Here is a 19,690-nt window from a genome sequence, read left to right as displayed (position 1 = left end):
AACGGAGTAGCAGTGTTGCCACTCAGACCTCTCCGGCGGCTCGGCGTCCTCGCCGCGACGGCGGCCGTGTTGAGCCTTCCGCTGTCCGCCGGCGTCGCGTCGGCCGCTCCGGTCTCCGGCGGGGCGTGCTCGCTGCCGGTGCTGTCCCGGTTCTGCCCGCCCAAAACCGTTGTCCTCGACGGAAAGCGCCTGCTGGTCAACAAGCTCGCGCTGCTTTTCGGCGAGCGGACGGTCACGGCTTCCTTGAAGGACTTGCTCAAGCAGGCCGACGCCGCGGTCAAGGAAGGACCGTGGACCGTCGCCGACAAGGAGCGCGTGCCGCCCAGCGGCGACAAGCACGACTACCTGAGCCTCGCCCCGTACTGGTGGCCCAGTAAGCCGAAGACCCCGGAGAACCCGCTCGGCTGCCCGTACGTGCAACGGGACGGCGTGCTCAATCCCGAGACCACGGCCGTGTCCGACAAGGCCGAGCGGCTCAAGGCGTTCACCGCGATCTACCAGCTCTCGCTGGCCTGGTACTACACCGGCAACGCCGACTACGCGCGCCGCGCGGCGCTGGACCTGCGGACGTGGTTCCTCGACGCCGCCACGAAAATGAACCCCAACCTGAACTTCGCGCAGGGCATCCCGTGCAAGAACGACGGCCGGGGCATCGGCATCATCGAGTTCTCCTACACGTTCACGCAGGTGCTCGACGCCGCCGCCATCCTCAGCACCGGCGCGCCCGGCTGGTCGAAGGGTGACGAGAGCGCGTTCAAGGGCTGGTCGGCCGACTTCCTGACCTGGCTGCGCACCAGCCAGTACGGCAAGGACGAGGCCGCGGCGCAGAACAACCACGGCACGTTCATGGACATGCTCACCTCGGGCATCGCGCTCTACACCGGGCAGACCGCGGTCGCCAAGGACATCCTCGAGAAGGCCAAGGCGGGCCGGATCGACCCGCAGATCGCCGCCGACGGCAGCCAGCCGCAGGAGATCGCGCGTACCCGCACTTACCACTATTCGACGTTCAACCTGGTCGCGTTCACTCGCCTCGCACAGCTCGGCGAACGCGCGGGCGTCGACCTCTGGGGCTACCAGAATCCCAAGGGCGGCAGCATCTTCAAGGCCGTCGACTTCCTGCTCCCGGCGGCGACCAAGGGGCAGTCGGAGTGGAAGTACCCCGACCTGAACTTCCTGCAGTACGCGGCACTCGACAGCGTCCACGCGGCGGCCGACGCCGGTGACCGCGAAGCGCGTGCGGCACTCCCACTGGTGCCCAAGTCGCCGATCGGTGATCTCTATCCGGTCCGCCCGGCGGCCGAGCAGCTGGACGACATCTCGACCACCGGCTGAGCCGAGGGCCGCTGGGATCGCCGATCCCAGCGGCCCTTGTTTTTCCGCCGGGCAGCTGTCTATCCTCCAATTCACTACAACATGTAGCGAATTGGAGACGATGTGGCCGGGCGACCCCGAGACCCCGATCTCGAGAAACGACTGCTGGACGCGGGCTGGTCGCTACTGACGAGCCGGGGTTACGACGCGCTGACCATGGCGAAGGTCGCTTCGGAGGCCCAGGCGCACCGCACCGACCTCTATCGGCGGTGGCCGACCAAGGCACAGCTCGTCGTCGACGTGCTCGCCGGGCATCTGCCGCCGGTGTCCGAGCACGACACCGGGAGCCTGCGCGGCGATCTCAAGGCCATCGTCGACGACTTCGCCGAGTCCTGGTCGTCCGAGTGGGTCGACGGGCTCATGGCGTTGACGGCCGATCTGCACACCGATCCCGACGCCGAACTCGCGTTCCGCGCCATGGCCGAGGGGCGCGGGCGGCCGCTGTACAACGCCCTGACCAGGGCCATGCAGCGTGGCGAGATCGGGAAGATCGACGAACTCGGCCTGGTCGGTGACCTGATCGAAGGCCCGCTGATGCACCGCCGGATGATCGGCCGCCAGCCGCTGACGCCGGAGTATCTGGACGCCGTGGTCACCGCGGCCCATCGGCTGCTGACCGGCATGTCGGTGACCTTGTGAGCCTCCACGACCTGACCGCCACGGCGCAGCTCAACGCGCTGCGCGGGGGAGAGGTCAGCTCGCGGGAACTGACCGAGCACTATCTCGGGCGCATCGACCGGCTCGACGCCGGGCTCGGCGCGTTCATCACCGTCACGCCGGAACTCGCTCTCGAGGAGGCGATTCGCGCCGACAAGCGGATCGCCGAGGGGGAGTGGGCGCCGCTGCTCGGGCTGCCGATCGGCATCAAGGACCTGTATCCGGCGGCGGGCGTGCGCACGACGTTCGGGTCCGCCGCGCTGGCCGGGTTCGTGCCGCCGGAGGACTCCTGGACCACCGGGCTGGTGCGGCGCGCGGGGGCGGTGCTCGTCGGCAAGACCAACACCGCCGAGTTCGGCGCCACTTGCTACACCCACAACGAGGTGACGGCTCGGCCCGCCGTGACGCCGTATGACCTGGGGCGTTACTCGAGCGGCTCCAGTGGTGGCGCCGCGACGGCGGTTGCGGCGGGGCTGGTGCCGCTGGCCACGGCGGGCGACGGCGCCGGGTCGACGCGGACGCCCGCGGCGGCTTGCCACCTTGTCGGCGTGAAGCCCAGCCGAGGGCTGGTGGGTTCGCCCGCGCTCGTGAGCACGACCGTCGAAGGTCCGATCGCGAGGACCGTGGCGGACGCGGCGCTGTTGCTGGGCGTGATGGCCGACAGTCATTTCGCTTACGGGATAAGAAAACCGCTGCGCATCGCGGTGTGGACCGAGACAGGACTCGAGGGGCCCGCGCATCCGCAGGCGATCCACACCGTGGAGCGGACGGCGGACCTTTTGCGAGAGCTGGGGCACGACGTGCGCGAGGTGGAGATACCGGCCGTGTGCGACGAACCGGTGCGCCTGGCGTTGCGCAAGCATTTCGCTTCGTCGGTGCACGCGGCGGTGTCCACTTTGGTCCCGTCTGACGACCGGGCCCGGCTTCTGCCGTACACGCGCTATCTCGATGCCGAGGGCGCAGCGATGCCGGGCAGTGAAGTGCTTGCCGTGCAGGAAATTCTCGAGCACTACGCCAGTAAGTTCCTCGCCGCGTTCGAGGACTTCGACGTCGCGCTGACCCCGGTCACCAACGGTCCGCCGGTCCCAGTCGGGCATTTCCTGGCCGAGGGGGTCGAGGCGGTGGCCGATTCGATGCTCGCGTGGTCCTGCTACACACCCTGGGCCAATTTCACCGGCCAGCCCGCGATCGCCCTGCCGTCCCATGTGGACGAAGGGCTGCCGTACGGCGTGCAGCTCGTCGGACGCCCGCGTCAGGACGCCGAGCTGCTCGCGCTCGCCGCCCAGCTGGAAGACGCCGCGCTGTGGCAAGACATCCATCCGCCCTGTTGGAGACCCTGATGCGCAAGGAAAAGCTGGACCCCGGACAGGGATTGACCGAGCGGTTCGTCAGGCTGCCCGACGGGCGGCGGCTGCGAGCTGTGACCGCTGGGGAGGGCGACGGGCCGCTGGTCGTGTTCGAAGCCGGGATGAGCGCGCCTGCCGCGTCGTGGGTGCACACCCAGCGCGAGATCAGCGCGCGCACGCGGACCTTGTCCTACGACCGCGCCGGGTATGGCGGAAGTGATTCCGACACGCGGGAGCGCACGCTCGACCGGATCGTCGACGACCTCACCGGCCTGCTCGACGGTCTCGGCGAGACGCGACCTGTCGTGCTCGTCGGGCACAGCTGGGGCGGGCCGATCATCCGGCTGTTCGCCGAACGGGCGCCGCACCGGGTCGCGGGCCTGGTCTTCGTCGACGCCACCGTCGCCGAGATCATGAGCGCACGCAACGCGAAGCTGGCCGCGGTTAGTTTCAGGGTCATGGCCGTGCTCGCGCGTTTCGGCGGACGAGGGCTGATCGAGAAGTTGACGCTGCCGCACGGAGTTTCCCCGGTGATCAGTGCTGAAGACTTCGCCATCGTGCTGCGCGACTACGCGTGCACGAGTGCCATGCGGGCGGGGCGCCGCGAGGCCGCGCAGATCGTCCCGGCACTGCCGATCATGCGTCGGCTGCAGGCGGCGGGAACCCCGGACGTGCCCACGGTGTGCCTGCAGGCCGGGCGAGTCGAGCGTGGGATGGCGAAGGGGCGCCTGCTGTTCAATAAGGTCGCCGCCGACCTCATGGCCGCGCTGCCGCGTGGACGGGTGATCGTCATCGAGGAGGCGGGACACCTTCTGCCGCAAGAAGATCCGGCGGCCGTGCGGGACGCCATCCTCGAAATCGTCGACGCGGTGGCGGTGACCCCGTGACCGGGCATCGTCGGCTGCTGGCGGGGCTGGTCGGCACGAACGCCGCCGCTTACATCGGCACCTCGGTCCCGATCAGCCTGCTGCTGGTCACGCATCTCACCACGATCGCCGGTGCCGAGGCGACGTCGGCGTTCAGCCTGGTGACCGGGATCGGCGGGCTCACCGGCCTGCTCGCGAACCCGCTCGGCGGCCGGATCAGCGACCGCACGGCCGCCCGCTTCGGCCGTCGCCGCACGTGGATCCTCACGGCGGGTCTTGGTGCGGCCATTCTGCTGGTGGTCATGGGCTGGACGACCGAGGTGTGGCAGGTCGCTTTGGGCTGGGCGCTGATCACGGCCTTGATCGCCTTCCAGCTCGCCGCGAGCTCCGCGCTGGCCGCCGACCAGGTCGCCCCGGCTCGGCGCGGGACGGTTTCCGGGGTCGTGGCTTTCGTGGCGCTCGCGGGCCCGGTGCTGGGGTTCGCGCTGGTGAGCGCGGTGCCGGCGTTGCCGTGGCTGCAATGGGGCGTGGTCGGGGCGCTGAGCGCGGCCGGTGTCTTCCTGTGCGTGATGCTCGTACGTGATCCTCAGCATCCGGCGCCCGAAGGTGAACTGGGTCTCGCGATGGTGCTGCGGGCGTATTGGGTCAATCCGCGCAAGCATCCCGCGTTCGGCTGGGCCTGGGTGGTGCGGTTCCTGATCACCGCCGCCTGGGCGTCGAACAGCTATCTGGCGTTCGTGTTCACGCAGCGGTTCGAAGTCTCGACGGACGCGGTGGCGGGGAAGATCCTCGTGCTGACGCTGATCGGGATCCTGTGCGTCGCCGTGACGGCGTGGCTGACCGGCTGGCTCTCGGACCGGATCCAACGCCAGAAGCCGTTCGTGCTCGGTGGTGGTCTCGTGCTGGCCGTCGGCCTGGTCGTGGTGGCGTTTTCGCCCGCCATCCCGGCCGTGTACGCGGGCGCCGCGATCATGTCGCTGGGCTACGGCACTTTCCTGGCCACGGATTTCGCGCTCTGCCTGCGGATGCTTCCCGATCCGGAATCGGCGGGCAAGGATTTCGCGGTCTTGAACATCGCGAGCATCCTGCCGGTCGCCGCTGTGCCGTTCGTGGCACCGGCCTTGCTCGCCCACGGTGGCTTCGTCATGCTGTTCGGCGGTCTCGCGGTACTGGGTGCCGTCGGCGCGGTGTGCGTGCTGCGTCTGCCCGACATCGGCGAGGAAGGTCAGCCGCGTTTCGCGGCGATGACGAGACGGCGGGAGGAAACACCACTCCCTTCCATTGCCAACATATAGCGCACCAGGGGGCTTGCCGCAAGACCCCGGTTATGCCGCACAATCTCTCGCCGTAGCCAGAACCTGGGGAAACGGGAGTCGCTGAGTGCAGGGGTACGACGAGGAATTGCGGTCGGAGCGGGACTACATCGCCGGGCTTTACACACGCCTGGACGCTGAGCGCGCGCGGGCCACGGGGGCATACACCGCCGCGCTGCGGGGGAGCGGCGAAGCGGTGATGGAACGGGACGTCCAGGTGCGTGCTTCGGCGAAGGAGATGAAGCGGCTGGCGTTCGGGGACGACGGATTGTGCTTCGGGCGGCTGGACACCCTTGCGGGCGAACGGTCGTACATCGGGCGGATTGGGCTTTTCGACGAGGACAACGCGTTCGAACCGGTGCTGCTGGATTGGCGGGCGCCGGCTTCGCGGGCGTTTTATACCGCGACCGCGGCGAGTCCGGAGAATATGCGGCGGCGGCGTCAATTCCATACGCGCGGGCGGACTGTGGTCGATTTCACCGACGAGGTGCTCGGGCGGCCCGGCGAGGGCGATCGCGGGGACGCGGCGCTGCTCGCCGCGGTCAACGCGCCGCGCGGTGAGGGCATGCGCGACATCGTGGCGACCATCCAGGCCGAGCAGGACGAGATCATCCGGCTCGACCACCCCGGCGTGCTGGTGATCGAGGGCGGGCCCGGCACCGGCAAGACCGTGGTCGCGCTGCACCGCGTCGCGTACCTGCTGTACACGCAGCGGGAGCGGATGGAACGGCACGGCGTGCTCGTGATCGGGCCGAATCCGGCGTTCCTGAACCATATCGGGCGGGTGCTGCCGTCGCTGGGCGAGTCGGACGTGGTGTTCATGACCACCGGTGACCTGGTGCCGGGAAGGAGCGTGACCGCCGAAGACGAGCCCGAGGTCGCGCGGATCAAGGGCTCGCTGAAGATGCTCGACGTGCTCGCCGCGGCCATCGCCGACCGGCAGCGGCTGCCCGGGGAGCCGGTGCCGATCCAGCTGAAGGACGTGACCGTCCGGATCGACGCCGAAACCGCCGAGTGGGCCAGGGACGAGGCGCGCAAGAGTGGCTTGCCGCACAACGAGGCGCGGTCGGTGTTCACCGAGATCGTCACGTACGTGCTGACCGAGCGGGCGATCGGCAGGATCGGCCGCGGCTGGCTGACCCGTGACGACCGCGAAGAGTGGGAGGACCTCCGGAAGTCCTTGCTCAAGGAACTCGCGGAAGACGACAAGTTCGTCGCCGCGATCGACGAGCTGTGGCCGATCATGACGCCGGACGAGCTGCTGTCGGGTCTGTACACCTCGGACGCACGGCTGCGCGCGGCCGGTGTGGACCTCGCGCTGGCGCGGTCCGAGGGCGACGCGTGGACGGTGTCGGACGTGCCGTTGCTCGACGAGCTGGTCGATCTGCTGGGCCCCGACAAGCCCGCTGACACCAGCGTCGATCGGGAGCGGCAGGCCGAGGCCGAATACGCCGAGGGCGTCATGCAGATGATGAAACTCGACCGTGAGGAGCTGGACGAGGACGTCGCGCTGGTCGCCGAGCACCTGCTCTACGCCGAGGATCTCGCCGACCGGTTCGTCGAGGTCGACACCCGTGATCTCGTCGAGCGCGCCTCCGCCGACCGCGACTGGACGTACCGGCACGTCGTCGTCGACGAGGCGCAGGAACTGTCCGAAATGGACTGGCGGGTGCTGATGCGCCGCTGCCCCAACCGGTCGTTCACGGTGGTCGGCGACCTCGCGCAGCGCCGCTCGGAGGCGGGCGCGCGGTCGTGGGACGCGATGCTGCGGCCGTACGTGCCCGGCCGCTGGGTGTACCGGTCGCTGACGGTCAACTACCGCACCCCGGCGGAGATCATGGCCGTCGCCGGCACGGTGCTCGCCGAGTTCGCGCCGGACGTCAAGGCGCCGGAGTCGGTGCGCGCGTGCGGGGTGATGCCGTGGTCCCGGCGGGTGACGGACGCCGAACTCGGTGCGGCCATTGAGGAATTCAACTCCGAGGAGGCCGGCCGCGAGGGCACGAGCATCGTCATCGGGCCGCCGGGGATCCCGGGCGTGGTGCCCGCGTCGGAGACGAAGGGCCTGGAGTTCGACGCCGTGCTGGTGGTCGATCCCGAGCGGATCCTCGCCGACGGCCCGCGCGGCGCGGCCGAGCTGTACGTCGCGCTCACCCGCGCCACGCAGCGTCTCGGCGTGCTGCACCACGGCGATCTGCCTCAGGCGTTGAGGGGGCTCGTTGCGAGGAGCTGATACCTAGCACTACTATGCCTAGTGGTTCTAGGCATGGAGGCTGCGTGAAGGTCACGAAGGATCTGGTCGCCGCGTCGGCGACGCCGATGGTGCTGGGCATCTTGGCCGAGGAGGACAACTACGGGTACGCCATCCTCAGGCGGATCAACGAGCTGTCCTCGGGCGAGCTGGACTGGACGGAGGGGTTGCTCTATCCGCTGCTGCACCGGCTCGAACGTCTCGGCTACGTGAAGTCCAGCTGGCAGTCGGTCGCGGGGGAGCGGCGGCGCAAGTACTACAGCGTCACCGAGGCCGGCCTGGCCGAACTCGCCGAGCAGCGTCGACAGTGGACGACGGTCGTCGACACGCTCAAGCAGATCTGGACCGGTCCCGGCGACGCCGGGCTGGCACTCGCGGGAGGTCTCGCGTGAGCACCCCCGACGAGCTGGAGTCGCAGTTCGCGCAATGGCGCCAGTACCTCCAAAAGCGCCCTGAGCTGCGTAAATCCGATGCCGACGAGCTCGAAGACCACCTGCGTGGTTCGGTCGACGAGCTCGTCGGCGCGGGTCTGCGCGCCGACGAGGCGTTCCTGGTCGCCGTCAAGCGCATGGGCAGCCTGGACGACCTCTCGCGCGAATTCGCCAGGGAGCATTCGGAGCGGTTGTGGAAGCAGCTGGTGCTCACCGGCGAACCCGACGGCCCGGCGGCATCGCGGTCACGCCGCGACCTGGTCGCGATGATCGTGTGCGCGGCGGGCGCGGCACTGTCCATCAAGGTCCCCGCGCTGTTCGGAATGGACCTCGAGCACGACATCGCCTTCTACGGTCCCAACATCGCCCTGTTCGTGCTGCCGTGGCTGGCGGGTTTCCTGGCGTGGCGCCGCCAGGCGCCGAAGCCGCTGATCGGGGCGCTGCTGGGGCTCTTCGTGCTCGGCGCGGTCGCGGCCAACGTCTTCCCGCTCGGCGACAAGTCGCAGACGCTGGTCCTGACCACGATCCATCTCCCGATCGCGCTGTGGTTCGCGGTCGGACTGTCCTATGTGTCCGATGACCCGCGTTCGCCCAGGCGTCGCATGGACTTCATCCGCTTCACCGGCGAATGGTTCGTCTACTGTGTCCTCATCGGACTCGGCGGCATCGTGCTGATCGCGTTCACCTTCGGCACCTTCAAGGCGATCGGGATCGTCCCGGAGACCTTCGTCGGCCAGTGGCTGGTGCCGTGCGGCGCCGCGGCCGCGGTCGTCGTCGCGGGCTGGCTGGTCGAGGCCAAGCAGAGCGTCGTCGAGAACATCGCCCCGGTGCTCACCAGGCTGTTCACCCCGCTGTTCGCCTTGGGACTGCTGGCTTTCCTGGTCGCGGTCGGCGTCAACGGCCACGGCATCGACATCGAGCGCGACGCGCTGATCCTGTTCGACCTGCTGCTGGTCGTGGTGCTCGCCCTGCTGCTCTACTCGATCTCGGCCCGTGACCCGCTGGGCCCGCCCACCCTGTTCGACACGCTCCAGCTCGCGCTCGTGGTCTGCGCGCTGGCCATCGACGTGCTGGTGCTGGTGGAGATCGTCGGCCGGATCTCCGAGTTCGGCACTTCGGCGAACAAGGCGGCCGCGCTGGGCGAGAACGTGATCCTGCTGGCAAACCTCGCCTGGTCGGCTTGGCTGACGCTGGGACTCGTGCGTCGGCGCAAGCCGTTCGCGGCCCTCGAAAGCTGGCAGACGAGCTATCTGCCGGTGTACGCGCTGTGGGCTTGGTTGGTCGTTTTGGTGTTCCCGCCGCTGTTCAGCTTCCAGTGACCGCGCGTTACGCCGCGGGCGGAATCCGTGGCGCCCGCGGCGACCGCGACGGTCCAATGGTGTGGTGGCGAAAACGGCATACGATGAGATCGCTGACTGGTACGAAGAGCAGTTCCTGAGCACCCAGCGGCTGGGTCACGATCCGCTCGGCATTGAAGGCGCGCTGTGCGCTCTTCTCGGCGAGGGCAGCGGTGTGTGCCTCGAGATCGGCTGCGGTACCGGGGTCCATGCCGCCGTCGTGCGGGAGCTGGGGTGGGCTCCGGTCGGTGTCGACCTGTCCAGCGGGATGCTGCGGCACGCCCGTGGACGGCTGCCGATCGCGCGCGCCGATGCCGGGCGGCTGCCCTTCCGGGACGGCAGCGTTCCCGCCGTCGTCGCCGTGATGGTCCACACCGATATGCCCGAGTACCCGGCCGTGCTGCGTGAGGCGGCCAGGGTGCTGCGGCCTGGCGGGGTGTTCGTGCACGCCGGTGTCCATCCGTGCTTCTGCGGTGGGTTCGCCGATCGCGGCGACCCCGGCGCGGTGGTCATCCGTCCTGGCTACCTCGACGGGCATTGGACCAAGGAGTCGTGGACCGACCAGGGAATTCGCGACAAGGTCGGCGCCGCGCACTGGCCGCTGCCCGAGCTGATGCAGGGGTTCCTCGATGCGGGCTTGACCCTCGAACGGTTCACCGAGGGCGGAAGCCCGGTGCCGATCGTGCTGGGGGTCCGGGCCCGCAAACCGCTTACCGGTTGGCGGTGACGATGGCGGGGAGTGCGTGCTCGACCGCGGCGATCAGCTTGCCGCTTTCGGAGAGCGCGGCCTCCAGGCCCGCTCGGGGTGAGTTGCCCGAGTTCTGGTGGAGCACGACACCGAGCACGAGGCGCTTCGTCGCGCCGTCGGTCGGCTCGGCCGCCCACATGAGCGCGCCGCCGGCGGCCGTGCTCGAACCGGTCTTGAGGCCGATCACGCCACTGCGGCCGAGCAGGGTGTTGGTGTTGGGCAGGGTCCGGCCGCCATTGCCCACCTGGACGTTCGGCATGGCCACGATCGACCGGATGACCGCGTCGCGCATGGCCGCGTGCGCCAGCAGGAGCTGATCGGAGGCGGTGCTGGTGGTCGAGTCCTCGACGCCGCTGGCGCCGGTGTACTTGGTGTCGGTCATGCCGAGGTCGGCGGCCGCGCGGTTCATCTTCTCGACGAAGGCCTCCTGGCTGCCCGCGTCCCAGCGGGCGAGCTGGCGGGCGATGTTGTTGCCGGAGGGGATGAGCATCAGCTCCAGTAGCCGGCGCTCGGAGAAACGCTGGCCGGCGCGGACCGGGGCGGTCGACTCCTCGGTCGACGAGGACTCGGCTTCGGCCTGCTGGTCGATGACGATGTCGGGCCCGGCCTCGCCGTCGCGCAGCGGGTGATCGCGGAGCACGACGTACGCGGTCATCACCTTCGTGACGCTGGCGATCGGGACGGGTGCCTGCACGCCGATCGTGCCGATGCGGCCGAGTCCCTCGACGTCGACCGCGGTCTGGCCGCCGGACGGCCAGCTCAGCGCCGGGACCGAGAGTGTGCGGGGGCTCGCCGAGCCCGCGATCGTGTGCGAGGACACCACCCAGACCGCGGCGCCCGCCATGACCGCCGCGACGACGGCGAGGACCGCCCAGTGGCGGCGCGGAGCGGTTTTGTCGGTTGTCAGCTGCATACTCGACACTCTGACCAGCGAAGATCGTCAGACGGTCCGGGAAGTTCGACGATCTTGCCCCGGTTATGTCCCGATTTCGTCCCAACCGGTGTCGAAACCGGGGATCGCCGATCGACGCGTTGACGGAAGCCACCGAACAACGAGGGAGAGATCCACATGAGCAAGGTCATCGCCGGAGCCACCATGTCGCTCGACGGGTTCATCGCCGGTCCCGGGGAAAGCGGCTTCGACCTGCTGTTCCAGTGGTACGGCAACGGTGACGTCGAGATCCCGTCGGACAGCCCGAACGTGCCGGCGTCGCGGGTCTCGGCCGCGAGCGCGGAGCTGGTTCAGGCCGAGTACGCGGGCATCGGCGCGCTGGTCGTCGGGCGGCACCTCTACGACATGACCAAGGCGTGGGGCGGGCGGCACCCGCTGGGCGTGACCACGGTCGTGCTCACCCACCAGCGCCCCGCCGACCGGCCGGAGGACGACGAGAACTTCGTCTTCGTCACCGAGGGCATCGAGGCTGCGGTCGCGAAGGCGCGAGAGCTGGCAGGCGGCAAGAACGTCGTGGTCAACGGCGGCCAGATGGCCAGGCAATGCCTTGAGGCCGGGCTGCTCGACGAGGTCGGGGTCGAGCTGGTGCCGGTCGTGCTGGGCGCGGGCAAGCCGCTGTTCGCCGAGCTCAGCGGTGCGCCGGTGCAGTTCGAGGGCCCGCACACCGTCGTTCAGGGCACCGGCGTCACGCACCTGCGTTACCGCGTGAAGAAGTAGCCTGGGCAGATGAAAGGGCTGCTTCTCCGACTGTCCGCAGTGGACGCCGACGCGGAAGCGGCGGTCCGGGTCATCGCCTATTTCGACGAGCTGGTGGCCAGGCAGGGACGGCCTGCCGACCTCGTGCGGGCCGCGGCGGCGCTGGCGGAGTGCGTCGCGGGGTTCGAACGGGACGGCGCCGCGCCGCTGCGGTTCTCATCGGACGGTGAACGGGCCGGCGCGGCCGTCGCCGAGCCGACGTCGGTGGAGCTGGGAGAACCGCCGGGCCGGGTCTGGTTGGAGCGGCCGGGGACACCCGGTCCGCTCGACGACCTGGTGCTCGAACGGTTCGCGATCGCGGCGCGGGTGCTGGCCAGTGCGGAGCGGGTCACACCCGCGCCGCATCTGGCAGACCCCGCGCTGGTCGAGTTGTTGCTGGGCGAGCAGGCCGCGGCCGAAGACCGGGCGCGGGCGTTGGTGCTGCTCGGACTCGACGCCACGCGTCCGGTGCGGGTGATCGCGGTCGGCTCCGAGGACGGTGGCGATCCCGGCGCGGCGGCCGTCGGGCTGCTGGCGCGCGGCGGGCCGCTGCCCCGGCTGCACGTGGCGGTGATCGGGGGTGTCGCGGCGGTGGTGTCGCAGCCGCGCGCGGACACCGTGATCGAGTCGCTGCGTGCCGCGCTCGACGATCGGGCCCGCGAGCGCAGCAGCGCCGGGCCGATCCGGGTCGGTGTCGGGGACGCCGTGCCGGGACTCGAGGTCCGGCGGTCGTGGGTGCAGGCCAAGCTGGCCGAGCGGTTCGCGGTGGCCGGCGTCGAGCCGGTCGTGGTGCACGGCGATCTCGGCTCCCTCACCCTGCTCGCGGAGATCCCGGTCGCACGGCTGCGGGACTCCGGCGACGTGCGCGCGCTCGACGCGCTGGCCGCGAGGCCGACCGGCGCGGCCGACGTCGCGACGCTGGAAGCCTTCTGCCGCACGGGATCGCTGCGGCAGGCGGCGCTCGCGTTGCATCGCCATCACAGCTCGGTGGCGACCAGGCTGGCGCATGTGGAGGAGGCGTTGGGCTGGCGGCTGGACGAGCCGGGCGACCGGTTCCGTGCCCGGCTCGCACTGCTCGCCCGCCGCCTCGCGCGGCGCGGCTAGGTGCCAAAAGCCCGAAAGCCACTTTCGCCAGATCGCATCTGACGAAAGTGGCTTTCGGGCTTTCGCGCGGCCTAGTCGACGCCCAGTGCTCGCCCGAGCACCGCGATGGCCTCCGCGGACTCGCGTTTGCTGACCGCGGCGTGCGGCACCAGCGACGAGCCGTGGAAGGTGCCGGGGAACAGGTGCAGCTCGGTGGTGACGCCCGCGGCGAGCAGCGCCTGGGCGTAGGCGATGCCCTCGTCGCGCAGCGGGTCGAACTCCATCGCCGAGATGTACGCGGGCGGCAGGCCGGAGAGGTCGGTCGCCCGCGCGGGCGCGGCGTAGACCGAGACGTCGGCGCCGCCGCGGACACCGGCGCCGAGGTAGCAGTCCCAGCTGATCTCCGCGCGCGGCTTGCTCCACATCGGCGTGTCGACGAACTGGCGCATGCTCGGGGTGTTCAGGCGGTCGTCGATCTCCGGCACACCGAGGTATTGGAACGCGATCGACGGCCCGCCGCGGTCGCGGGCGAGCAGCGCGAGCGCCGCGCAGAGCCCGCCGCCCGCGCTGACGCCGTGGATCGCGAGCCTGGCCGGGTCGAAGCCGAGCTCGGCGGCGTTCTTCGAGGTCCAGGCCAGTGCCGCGTAGCAGTCCTCGAGCCCGCCGGGAAACGGCGTCTCCGGGGCGAGCCGGTACTCGACCGAGACGACCACGACGCCGAGTTCGCGCGCGAAGCGGAGGTTCGCCGCGTGGTCGAAGTCCAGGTCACCGACGATGAAGCCGCCGCCGTGCACGTCGAAGATCGCGGCGGGTGTGGTGAGGCGCTCGGGCGTGTAGATCCGGATGGGGACGTCCGGTGCGCCGTTCGGGCCCGGCACCAGCTCGTCGCGCACGGTCACCCCGGTCGTGTCGACCTCGGTGCCGAGCGCGGCGAGCATGGTCCGCACCAGCTCGCGCGCGGCAGGCGGGTCGGTCAGGTCGGACGGCGGCGGCAACATCGGGATCACCGCGGCGATCTCCGGGTCGAACGCGTAGGTCATCGGTCCTCCATGGCGTCGGGTACCGGATCGATTCTCGGCGCACGCCGCCCGGATTTCATCCGCCACACGTCGCCGGACCGGGCTACCCGTCCCGACGGACGCGCGCCTGCTCCAACGCGGCCAGGAACGTTTCGGCCGATTGGGCGCCGGAAACGCCGTGGGTGCCGTTCAGCACGAAGAACGGGACACCCGTGATGCCGAGCCGTTTCGCCTGGTCGATGTCGGCTTGGACCTCGGCGGCGTACTTGGTGCCGCGCAGGACGTCGCCTGCCTCGTCCTCGGGCACGCCGACCTCGGCGGCGAGGCGGATCAGGGTGTCGAGATCGTCGAGCACCTCGCCGTCGGACAGGTGCGCCTTGAGCAGCCGTTCGTGCATCCGGTCGCCGAGCCCGTGCTCGGCGGCGAGGTGGCCGAGGCGGTGCGCGTCGAGCGTGCTGACCGCGATGGCGCGGTCGAGGTGATAGGTCAGGCCCTCGGCGGCCGCGAGGTCGGTCACCCGCTGCTGCATGGCGTTGACCTGCGCGGGCGGCGCGCCGAACTTCGTGGCGAGCATCTCCTGGACCGGGACGCGGTGGCCCTTCGCGTGCGCCGGGTCGAGCTGGAAGCTGTGCCAGTGGAGCTCGACCTCGTCGGCGTGCTCGAACTGGGCGAGCGCGGTCTCCATGCGCCGTTTTCCGATGTAGCACCAGGGACAGATGACGTCCGACCAGATGTCGATCCGCAAGCTCGTGGTGCGTGTTTCAGGCATGGGCCACTTCCAATAGTTTCTTCTCGTTAGTAACCCCACTGTACGGCAGTATCGGCGGCGCTGTGGAAGTGTGCCCGTGTGCGAGTGGCCATAGTCGCCGGTGCCGATCCCGGTCATGTCTTCCCGGCGATCGCGTTGTGCCTGCGTTTCCTCGAAGCGGGTGACGTGCCGACCCTGTGCACGGTCGATCCGTGGGTCGACGCCGCGGCGGAGCTGGGCATCGGCGTGATCCGGCTGAACGGGCTCGTGCCCGGCCGTGAACCGGACCTCGGCCGCGCGCTGCACGAACGGGCCGCGATGCTGGCGCCCGCGCTCGCGCCGCTGCTGGCCGACCTCGAGCCCGACCTGGTGGTCTGCGACGTCATCGCGCAGGGCGGTGGCATGGCCGCTGAGCTGGCGGGGGTGCCGTGGGCACAGCTCTCGCCGCATCCGCTGTACGAACCTTCGCGAGGCCTGCCGCCGATCGGCACCGGGCTCGCCGCGGGCGTCGGGGTCGCCGGGAAGCTGCGCGACGCGGCGCTGCGCGTGGCGGCGTCGAGGTCGATCCGGCGCGGCGACAAACAACGCGCCCGTGCCCGGCGGAGCATCGGGCTGGCCGAGCGGGGTCCTGGGCCGGTGGTCCGGCTGATCGCGACGCTGCCCGCGCTGGAGGTGCCGCGTCCGGACTGGCCGTCGAACGCGCACGTGGTCGGCCCGCTGCTGTGGGAGGCGTCCCAGCGGCGGCTCGCCCCGCCACCCGGCGACGAGCCGCTGGTGGTGATCGCGCCGTCGACCGTGTCGTCCGGAACGGCCGGGTTGGCCGAGCTGGCGCTCGAAGCGTTGCGGGACATGGGAGTGCGGGCGGTGGTGTCGACGTTCGGGCCGTCGCCCGCATTGCCCGAGTGGGCACGAGCGGGTCAAGGCAGGCAGGACGAACTGCTGCGCGAGGCGGCGGTGGTCGTGTGCGGGGGAGGGCACGGCCTGCTCGCGAAGGCGTTGCTGGCGAAGGTGCCCGCGGTGCTCGTTCCCGGCGGGGGCGACCAGTGGGAAATGGCCAACCGGGTGGCCCGTCATGGCAGTGGCGTGCTCGTCCGGCCGTCCACAGTGGACACTCTGCGCGACGCGGTGACCCGCGTGCTCGGCGACCCGCGGTTCGCGGCCGCCGCCGCGCTGGCCGGCGCTTCGGTGGCCGATGTCCTTGACCCGGTCGAAGTTTGCCGCGCCGCACTCGCTTCGTGATACTCCCTTCGGTGGCAAGGTTTCGGCCGTGCGCCTCCGTCCACAATGGACTTATGGGCCGATGGAGTGGATTTCGTGGCCGGGCGCCCGCGACGCGTGCTTGTATCGTCGCGGGAGAGGAGTGGGCTGATGGGTGTCATCAAGAAGAACGCGGGCCGTTGGAACGGTCACATTCCATACGAGTACCACACGAGTGTGGCGACGGGCTCGCCCGCGAGCAAGTGGCTTGACCAGAAGATCAAGGAGTTCAACGACTTCATCGGCAAGGAGATCTTCCGCCCGCGCTCGGGCGAGGCCGATTACGCGGTGTTCGACCTGGTCACCGGGAACTGCAACTCGGCGATCGGCAAGCAGGGCGGCCGCCAGGTCATCCAATACAAGGAGGACACCGGCGGGATGACCGTCCACCACGAGATGGGGCACTGCGTGGGGATGGGACACGAGAACTTCCATCCGGATTACCCGTACAAGACGAAGTTCACCAAGGGCAGCATTCCCGAGCTGCAGTGGCAGCGGAACCACACCGACTACGAGGCGCACGGCGACTTCGACAACGACTCGATCATGCGCTATGCGGCGGCTTCGCTGGAGATCACGCTCACCGGTGTCGAGCTGGCGAACGACGCGCGCCGGCAGAGCATGAGCAAGGGTGACAAGGCGACCGTGCTGTACCTGACGACCTGACGGTCCGGGGTCGTGAGTGTTTAGACCGGTTAGAACCGGCCGTACCACTCACGACCCCGCGAAAAACCAAGTCGGACGAAGGTTGCTTCGAGGACCCGACTTTGGACTCTTGGGACAACGTCACGCCGCGCGCGGGCAGAGTCGGGGCCGGACAGCGGCGGTGGTTGCTCGTTTTCGAAGACACTCGGTTCATGGGATACAGAAAACATCGCGTCGTGGCCGCGGTTCTCGCGGCGCTGAGTGTGCTGACAGGGGCCGGGGTCGTGGGGGCCCCAGCGGCCAGTGCCGCCGGGCAGCGGCCGATCTACGCGATCGCGCATCGGGTGGACACCACGGACGGGGTGCGGGCCGCGATCAAGCACGGGGCCAACGGCATCGAGATCGACGTGTGCTCCTGGTGGAACCCGAACGAGTGGCGGGCGTGGCACGACTGCTCATCGGCGGGGGACACGCGGCACGGGCCGAGCGTGGCGAGCATGTTCGACCTGATCGTGTCGGAGGCGCGGGCGAGGCGGCGGCTTTCGCTGGTGTGGCTGGACATCAAGGATCCGAACTACTGCGGGGAAGCGCCCAACCGGGCGTGCAGTGTCGCCGGGTTGCGTGACCAGGCGCAGAAGCTGACGGCCGCGGGGATCCAGGTGCTCTACGGCTTCTACGAGTACCACGGCGGCAGCACGCCGGACGTCGGCGGACGGGGCTGGCAAAGCCTGCAGGGCAAGCTCGGCAGGCTCGAAGGCATCACCACCACGGGCTCGCTCGCGTCAGTGCAGAAGACCTACGCCGACCATGGCGCGGGGCTGCCGAACGGCAGGCGGGCGATGGACTACGGCGATTCGGACATCACCAAGGGGTTCGGCAACTGCACGGAACCCACGTACTACACCTGCGCGGAGCTGAAGAAGGCCGCCGGGGCGCGGAATTCGGGTTCGCTCGCGGCGACGTTCTCGTGGACGACGGACTACAACGATCCCTGGTACGTCGACAAGCTGCTGGGTGAGGCCGGGGTCGACGGCATCATCGCCGGGTGGGCGAAGAACCAGGTGACCGAGTACAACGACGGCTGGCAGTGCTCGCAGTCGATCGCGGCCGTCCGTGACTGGGTCGCCAAGCACGGCGCCACCCACCGCATGGCCACCCCGAACGACCTGCTGTTCCACTAGCCAGGCCCGGGATAAAGCGGGCTTTATGCCGAGGTGGCATAAAGCCCGCTTTATCCCGGTTGTGGCCGCTAGACGGGGTCGGCCGTGAGGTCGACGCCTTGGGAGTCCACGACTTTGGCCGTGACCAGGTCGCCCATGGCGAGCCGGGGCCCGGTGATCGTGACCGTGCCGTCGACGTCGGGGGCCTGGTGGGCCGCCCAGCCGGTGCCGTCCTGGCCGATGATCACCTCGACGAGCGAGCCCTTGCGGTCTTCGGCGCGCTGGGACGAAACCTCGTCCGCCAGCAAGGCGAGCCTGGTCGCGCGCTCGGAGATCACCGAAGCGTCGAGTTTGTTCTCGAAGCCCGCCGCCTCCGTGCCTTCCTCGTCCGAGTAGCCGAAGACGCCGATCGCGTCGAGCCGGGCCTCGCTGACGAAGCGTTCCAGGTCCGCGAACTCCTCGTCGGTCTCACCGGGGAAGCCGACGATGAAGTTGGAGCGGATGCCCGCTTCCGGCGCCAGGTCGCGGATGCGGCCGAGCAGGTCGAGGAACCGCTCGCGGTCGCCGAACCGGCGCATGCGCCGGAGCACCGTGCCGCTGGCGTGCTGGAACGAGAGGTCGAAATACGGCGCCACGCCGGGTGTCCCGGCCAGCGCTTCGATCAGCGGCGGCCGCAGTTCCGCGGGCTGGAGGTAGCTGACCCTGATGCGGTCGACCGCGCCGGCCAAGCGGGGGAGCAGCTTCTCGAGCGCGCCGAGGTCGCCGAGATCCTTGCCGTAGGACGTGGTGTTCTCGCTGACGAGGATGACTTCGCGGACGCCGTGCCCGGCAAGCCATTCGGTCTCCGCGACCACGTCGTCCGGATGGCGGGAGGTGAACGCGCCGCGGAACGCCGGGATGGCGCAGAACGTGCAACGCCGGTCGCAGCCCGACGCCAGCTTCACCGGGGCGATCGGCCCGCCGCCCAGCCGGTGCCGGAGCACCCGCGGGCCGCTCGCCGGGCCCTCGTGGCCGGGGACGTGCGCGGTCCGCGCGGCTTGGCGCTTGACCGGGGTGATCGGGAGCAGCGTGCGGCGATCTCTTGGCGTGTGGGCGGTCCGCGTGTGTCCTTTGAGGACGTCTTCGAGCCGCTCGCCGATTTCGGGGTAGTCGTCGAACGAGAGCACCGCGTTGGCTTCCGGCAGCGCGGCGGCGAGTTCGGCGCCGTACCGCTCGGCCATGCAGCCGACCGCGACCACCTTCGCGCCCGAGCCGGCGGCCGCCAGCATCGTGTCGATCGACTCTTTCTTCGCGGCTTCGATGAAGCCGCAGGTGTTGACCACCACGACGTCGGCCTCGGACCCCGCGGGAGCGAGCTGCCAGCCCGCGGCGTCGAGCCTGCCCGCCAGCTCCTCGGAGTCGACCTCGTTGCGCCCGCAGCCCAGCGTGACCAGCGAGACGGTTCGTTTGGCCGTCATCGGGCCGGTCAGGCCGCGGTCACCTTCGCGGCGATATCGACTTTCGCCGGGTGGTGGTCACCGCAGGCGAACGCGGTCCTGGCGGGGTGGTGGTCGCCGGTGGTGCGCTGCGGCTCGATCTCGACCTCGGCGGAGATCTCGGGAACCTCGGCGCCTGCCGGAAGGTAGACGGTCACCTCGGAACCGGTGGTGAGCCGGACCCGCGCCACCTTGCGGTCGCCGATCTCGAACACGCCGGTGCAGATGGCGGTTTCCTTGCTGGCGCGGCGTTCTTCGGTGAGCTGCTTGATCGTCGTCATGATGCACTCCCCAGG

At 69.9% G+C, this 19,690-nt stretch carries 19 protein-coding genes; 14 read left to right on the top strand and 5 right to left on the bottom strand.

Going from position 1 to position 19,690, the window contains the following annotated elements:
- Positions 1–15 precede the first annotated feature (15 nt).
- The 9 genes from BLV57_RS07055 to BLV57_RS07015 all read left to right on the top strand — a co-directional run bounded on the left by BLV57_RS07055 (position 16) and on the right by BLV57_RS07015 (position 10,299).
- Positions 16–1,335, top strand: coding sequence for an alginate lyase family protein (locus BLV57_RS07055; RefSeq protein ID WP_245757186.1), 1,320 nt, complete (start codon positions 16–18; stop codon positions 1,333–1,335).
- A 102-nt stretch (positions 1,336–1,437) separates the two neighbouring features.
- Positions 1,438–2,013: a TetR/AcrR family transcriptional regulator gene (locus tag BLV57_RS07050; RefSeq protein ID WP_091287674.1), complete on the top strand. Its 576-nt coding sequence runs from the start codon at positions 1,438–1,440 to the stop codon at positions 2,011–2,013.
- Entirely contained in the window at positions 2,010–3,371 is a 1,362-nt protein-coding gene (locus tag BLV57_RS07045) for an amidase (RefSeq protein WP_091287673.1), read from the top strand. The genes BLV57_RS07050 and BLV57_RS07045 overlap by 4 nt, the downstream gene beginning before the upstream one ends.
- Positions 3,371–4,264, top strand: a complete 894-nt coding sequence (locus tag BLV57_RS07040; protein WP_091287672.1) for an alpha/beta fold hydrolase — start codon at positions 3,371–3,373, stop codon at positions 4,262–4,264. Before BLV57_RS07045 ends, BLV57_RS07040 begins: the two co-directional genes overlap by 1 nt.
- Positions 4,261–5,538, top strand: coding sequence for an MFS transporter (locus BLV57_RS07035; protein ID WP_091287671.1), 1,278 nt, complete (start codon positions 4,261–4,263; stop codon positions 5,536–5,538). Before BLV57_RS07040 ends, BLV57_RS07035 begins: the two co-directional genes overlap by 4 nt.
- Positions 5,539–5,623: 85 nt before the next feature.
- Positions 5,624–7,786, top strand: a complete 2,163-nt coding sequence (gene helR / locus BLV57_RS07030; protein ID WP_245757185.1) for an RNA polymerase recycling motor ATPase HelR — start codon at positions 5,624–5,626, stop codon at positions 7,784–7,786.
- 44 nt (positions 7,787–7,830) lie between these two features.
- Complete coding sequence (locus BLV57_RS07025) at positions 7,831–8,196, top strand: PadR family transcriptional regulator (protein ID WP_091287670.1); 366 nt, start codon at positions 7,831–7,833, stop codon at positions 8,194–8,196.
- The gene (locus tag BLV57_RS07020; RefSeq protein WP_091287669.1) at positions 8,193–9,554 is read left to right on the top strand and encodes a permease prefix domain 1-containing protein; all 1,362 of its coding nucleotides are present in this window, start codon (positions 8,193–8,195) and stop codon (positions 9,552–9,554) included. The genes BLV57_RS07025 and BLV57_RS07020 overlap by 4 nt, the downstream gene beginning before the upstream one ends.
- 64 nt (positions 9,555–9,618) lie before the next feature.
- A complete protein-coding gene (locus BLV57_RS07015) occupies positions 9,619–10,299 on the top strand; it encodes a class I SAM-dependent methyltransferase (RefSeq protein ID WP_091287668.1) in 681 nt (226 codons plus the stop codon).
- Here the strand turns inward: BLV57_RS07015 and BLV57_RS07010 are convergent.
- On the bottom strand, positions 10,283–11,233 hold the full coding sequence (locus tag BLV57_RS07010) for a D-alanyl-D-alanine carboxypeptidase family protein (protein WP_091287667.1): 951 nt from the start codon (positions 11,231–11,233) through the stop codon (positions 10,283–10,285). The two genes, BLV57_RS07015 and BLV57_RS07010, sit on opposite strands and share 17 nt — an antisense overlap.
- 156 nt (positions 11,234–11,389) lie before the next feature.
- Here BLV57_RS07010 and BLV57_RS07005 point away from each other — a divergent pair, with 156 nt between their 5' ends.
- Both BLV57_RS07005 and BLV57_RS07000 read left to right on the top strand, forming a co-directional pair.
- Positions 11,390–11,989, top strand: coding sequence for a dihydrofolate reductase family protein (locus tag BLV57_RS07005; RefSeq protein ID WP_091287666.1), 600 nt, complete (start codon positions 11,390–11,392; stop codon positions 11,987–11,989).
- 9 nt (positions 11,990–11,998) lie between these two features.
- Positions 11,999–13,111 carry a PucR family transcriptional regulator gene (locus tag BLV57_RS07000; protein ID WP_091287665.1) on the top strand — a complete coding sequence of 371 codons (1,113 nt, stop codon included), beginning with the start codon at positions 11,999–12,001 and terminating at the stop codon, positions 13,109–13,111.
- Positions 13,112–13,182: 71 nt separating this feature from the next.
- On the opposite strand, the gene BLV57_RS06995 is transcribed toward BLV57_RS07000, so the two are convergent.
- Together BLV57_RS06995 and BLV57_RS06990 are read right to left on the bottom strand one after the other, a co-directional pair.
- Positions 13,183–14,130 (bottom strand): alpha/beta hydrolase, encoded by a 948-nt coding sequence (locus BLV57_RS06995; protein ID WP_091287664.1) that lies wholly within the window; start codon positions 14,128–14,130, stop codon positions 13,183–13,185.
- A gap of 82 nt (positions 14,131–14,212) precedes the next feature.
- Complete coding sequence (locus tag BLV57_RS06990; protein WP_245757184.1) at positions 14,213–14,878, bottom strand: DsbA family oxidoreductase; 666 nt, start codon at positions 14,876–14,878, stop codon at positions 14,213–14,215.
- A gap of 78 nt (positions 14,879–14,956) precedes the next feature.
- On the opposite strand from BLV57_RS06990, the gene BLV57_RS06985 reads away from it, so the two are divergent.
- The 3 genes from BLV57_RS06985 to BLV57_RS06975 all read left to right on the top strand — a co-directional run bounded on the left by BLV57_RS06985 (position 14,957) and on the right by BLV57_RS06975 (position 17,940).
- A complete protein-coding gene (locus BLV57_RS06985; RefSeq protein WP_091287663.1) occupies positions 14,957–16,096 on the top strand; it encodes a glycosyltransferase in 1,140 nt (379 codons plus the stop codon).
- Positions 16,097–16,225: 129 nt separating this feature from the next.
- Entirely contained in the window at positions 16,226–16,780 is a 555-nt protein-coding gene (locus tag BLV57_RS06980; protein ID WP_176968515.1) for a M12 family metallopeptidase, read from the top strand.
- 191 nt (positions 16,781–16,971) lie between these two features.
- The gene (locus tag BLV57_RS06975; RefSeq protein ID WP_218134623.1) at positions 16,972–17,940 is read left to right on the top strand and encodes a PI-PLC domain-containing protein; all 969 of its coding nucleotides are present in this window, start codon (positions 16,972–16,974) and stop codon (positions 17,938–17,940) included.
- A 68-nt stretch (positions 17,941–18,008) separates the two neighbouring features.
- Here BLV57_RS06975 and rimO read toward each other — a convergent pair whose 3' ends face one another.
- Positions 18,009–19,376 carry a 30S ribosomal protein S12 methylthiotransferase RimO gene (gene rimO, locus BLV57_RS06970; protein WP_091287661.1) on the bottom strand — a complete coding sequence of 456 codons (1,368 nt, stop codon included), beginning with the start codon at positions 19,374–19,376 and terminating at the stop codon, positions 18,009–18,011.
- 8 nt (positions 19,377–19,384) lie between these two features.
- Positions 19,385–19,675, bottom strand: coding sequence for an uS12 family ribosomal protein (locus tag BLV57_RS06965; protein WP_091287660.1), 291 nt, complete (start codon positions 19,673–19,675; stop codon positions 19,385–19,387).
- Positions 19,676–19,690 lie beyond the last annotated feature (15 nt).

This window comes from Amycolatopsis xylanica, assembly GCF_900107045.1.
Taxonomy (GTDB): Bacteria; Actinomycetota; Actinomycetes; order Mycobacteriales; family Pseudonocardiaceae; genus Amycolatopsis; species Amycolatopsis xylanica.
The sequence above is the reverse complement of the archived record's forward strand: the minus strand, read 5'-3'. Positions and strand labels throughout refer to the sequence as shown.

Bases quoted from the DNA above. Each gene is read 5' to 3' on its own strand.
- BLV57_RS07040 (WP_091287672.1), top strand. From the start codon at position 3,371: ATGCGCAAGGAAAAGCTGGACCCCGGACAGGGATTGACCGAGCGGTTC.
- BLV57_RS07010 (WP_091287667.1), bottom strand. From the start codon at position 11,233: ATGCAGCTGACAACCGACAAAACCGCTCCGCGCCGCCACTGGGCGGTC.
- BLV57_RS07005 (WP_091287666.1), top strand. From the start codon at position 11,390: ATGAGCAAGGTCATCGCCGGAGCCACCATGTCGCTCGACGGGTTCATC.
- BLV57_RS07000 (WP_091287665.1), top strand. From the start codon at position 11,999: ATGAAAGGGCTGCTTCTCCGACTGTCCGCAGTGGACGCCGACGCGGAA.
- BLV57_RS06995 (WP_091287664.1), bottom strand. From the start codon at position 14,130: ATGACCTACGCGTTCGACCCGGAGATCGCCGCGGTGATCCCGATGTTG.
- BLV57_RS06990 (WP_245757184.1), bottom strand. From the start codon at position 14,878: ATGCCTGAAACACGCACCACGAGCTTGCGGATCGACATCTGGTCGGAC.
- BLV57_RS06980 (WP_176968515.1), top strand. From the start codon at position 16,226: ATGGGTGTCATCAAGAAGAACGCGGGCCGTTGGAACGGTCACATTCCA.
- BLV57_RS06975 (WP_218134623.1), top strand. From the start codon at position 16,972: ATGGGATACAGAAAACATCGCGTCGTGGCCGCGGTTCTCGCGGCGCTG.
- rimO (WP_091287661.1), bottom strand. From the start codon at position 19,376: ATGACGGCCAAACGAACCGTCTCGCTGGTCACGCTGGGCTGCGGGCGC.
- BLV57_RS06965 (WP_091287660.1), bottom strand. From the start codon at position 19,675: ATGACGACGATCAAGCAGCTCACCGAAGAACGCCGCGCCAGCAAGGAA.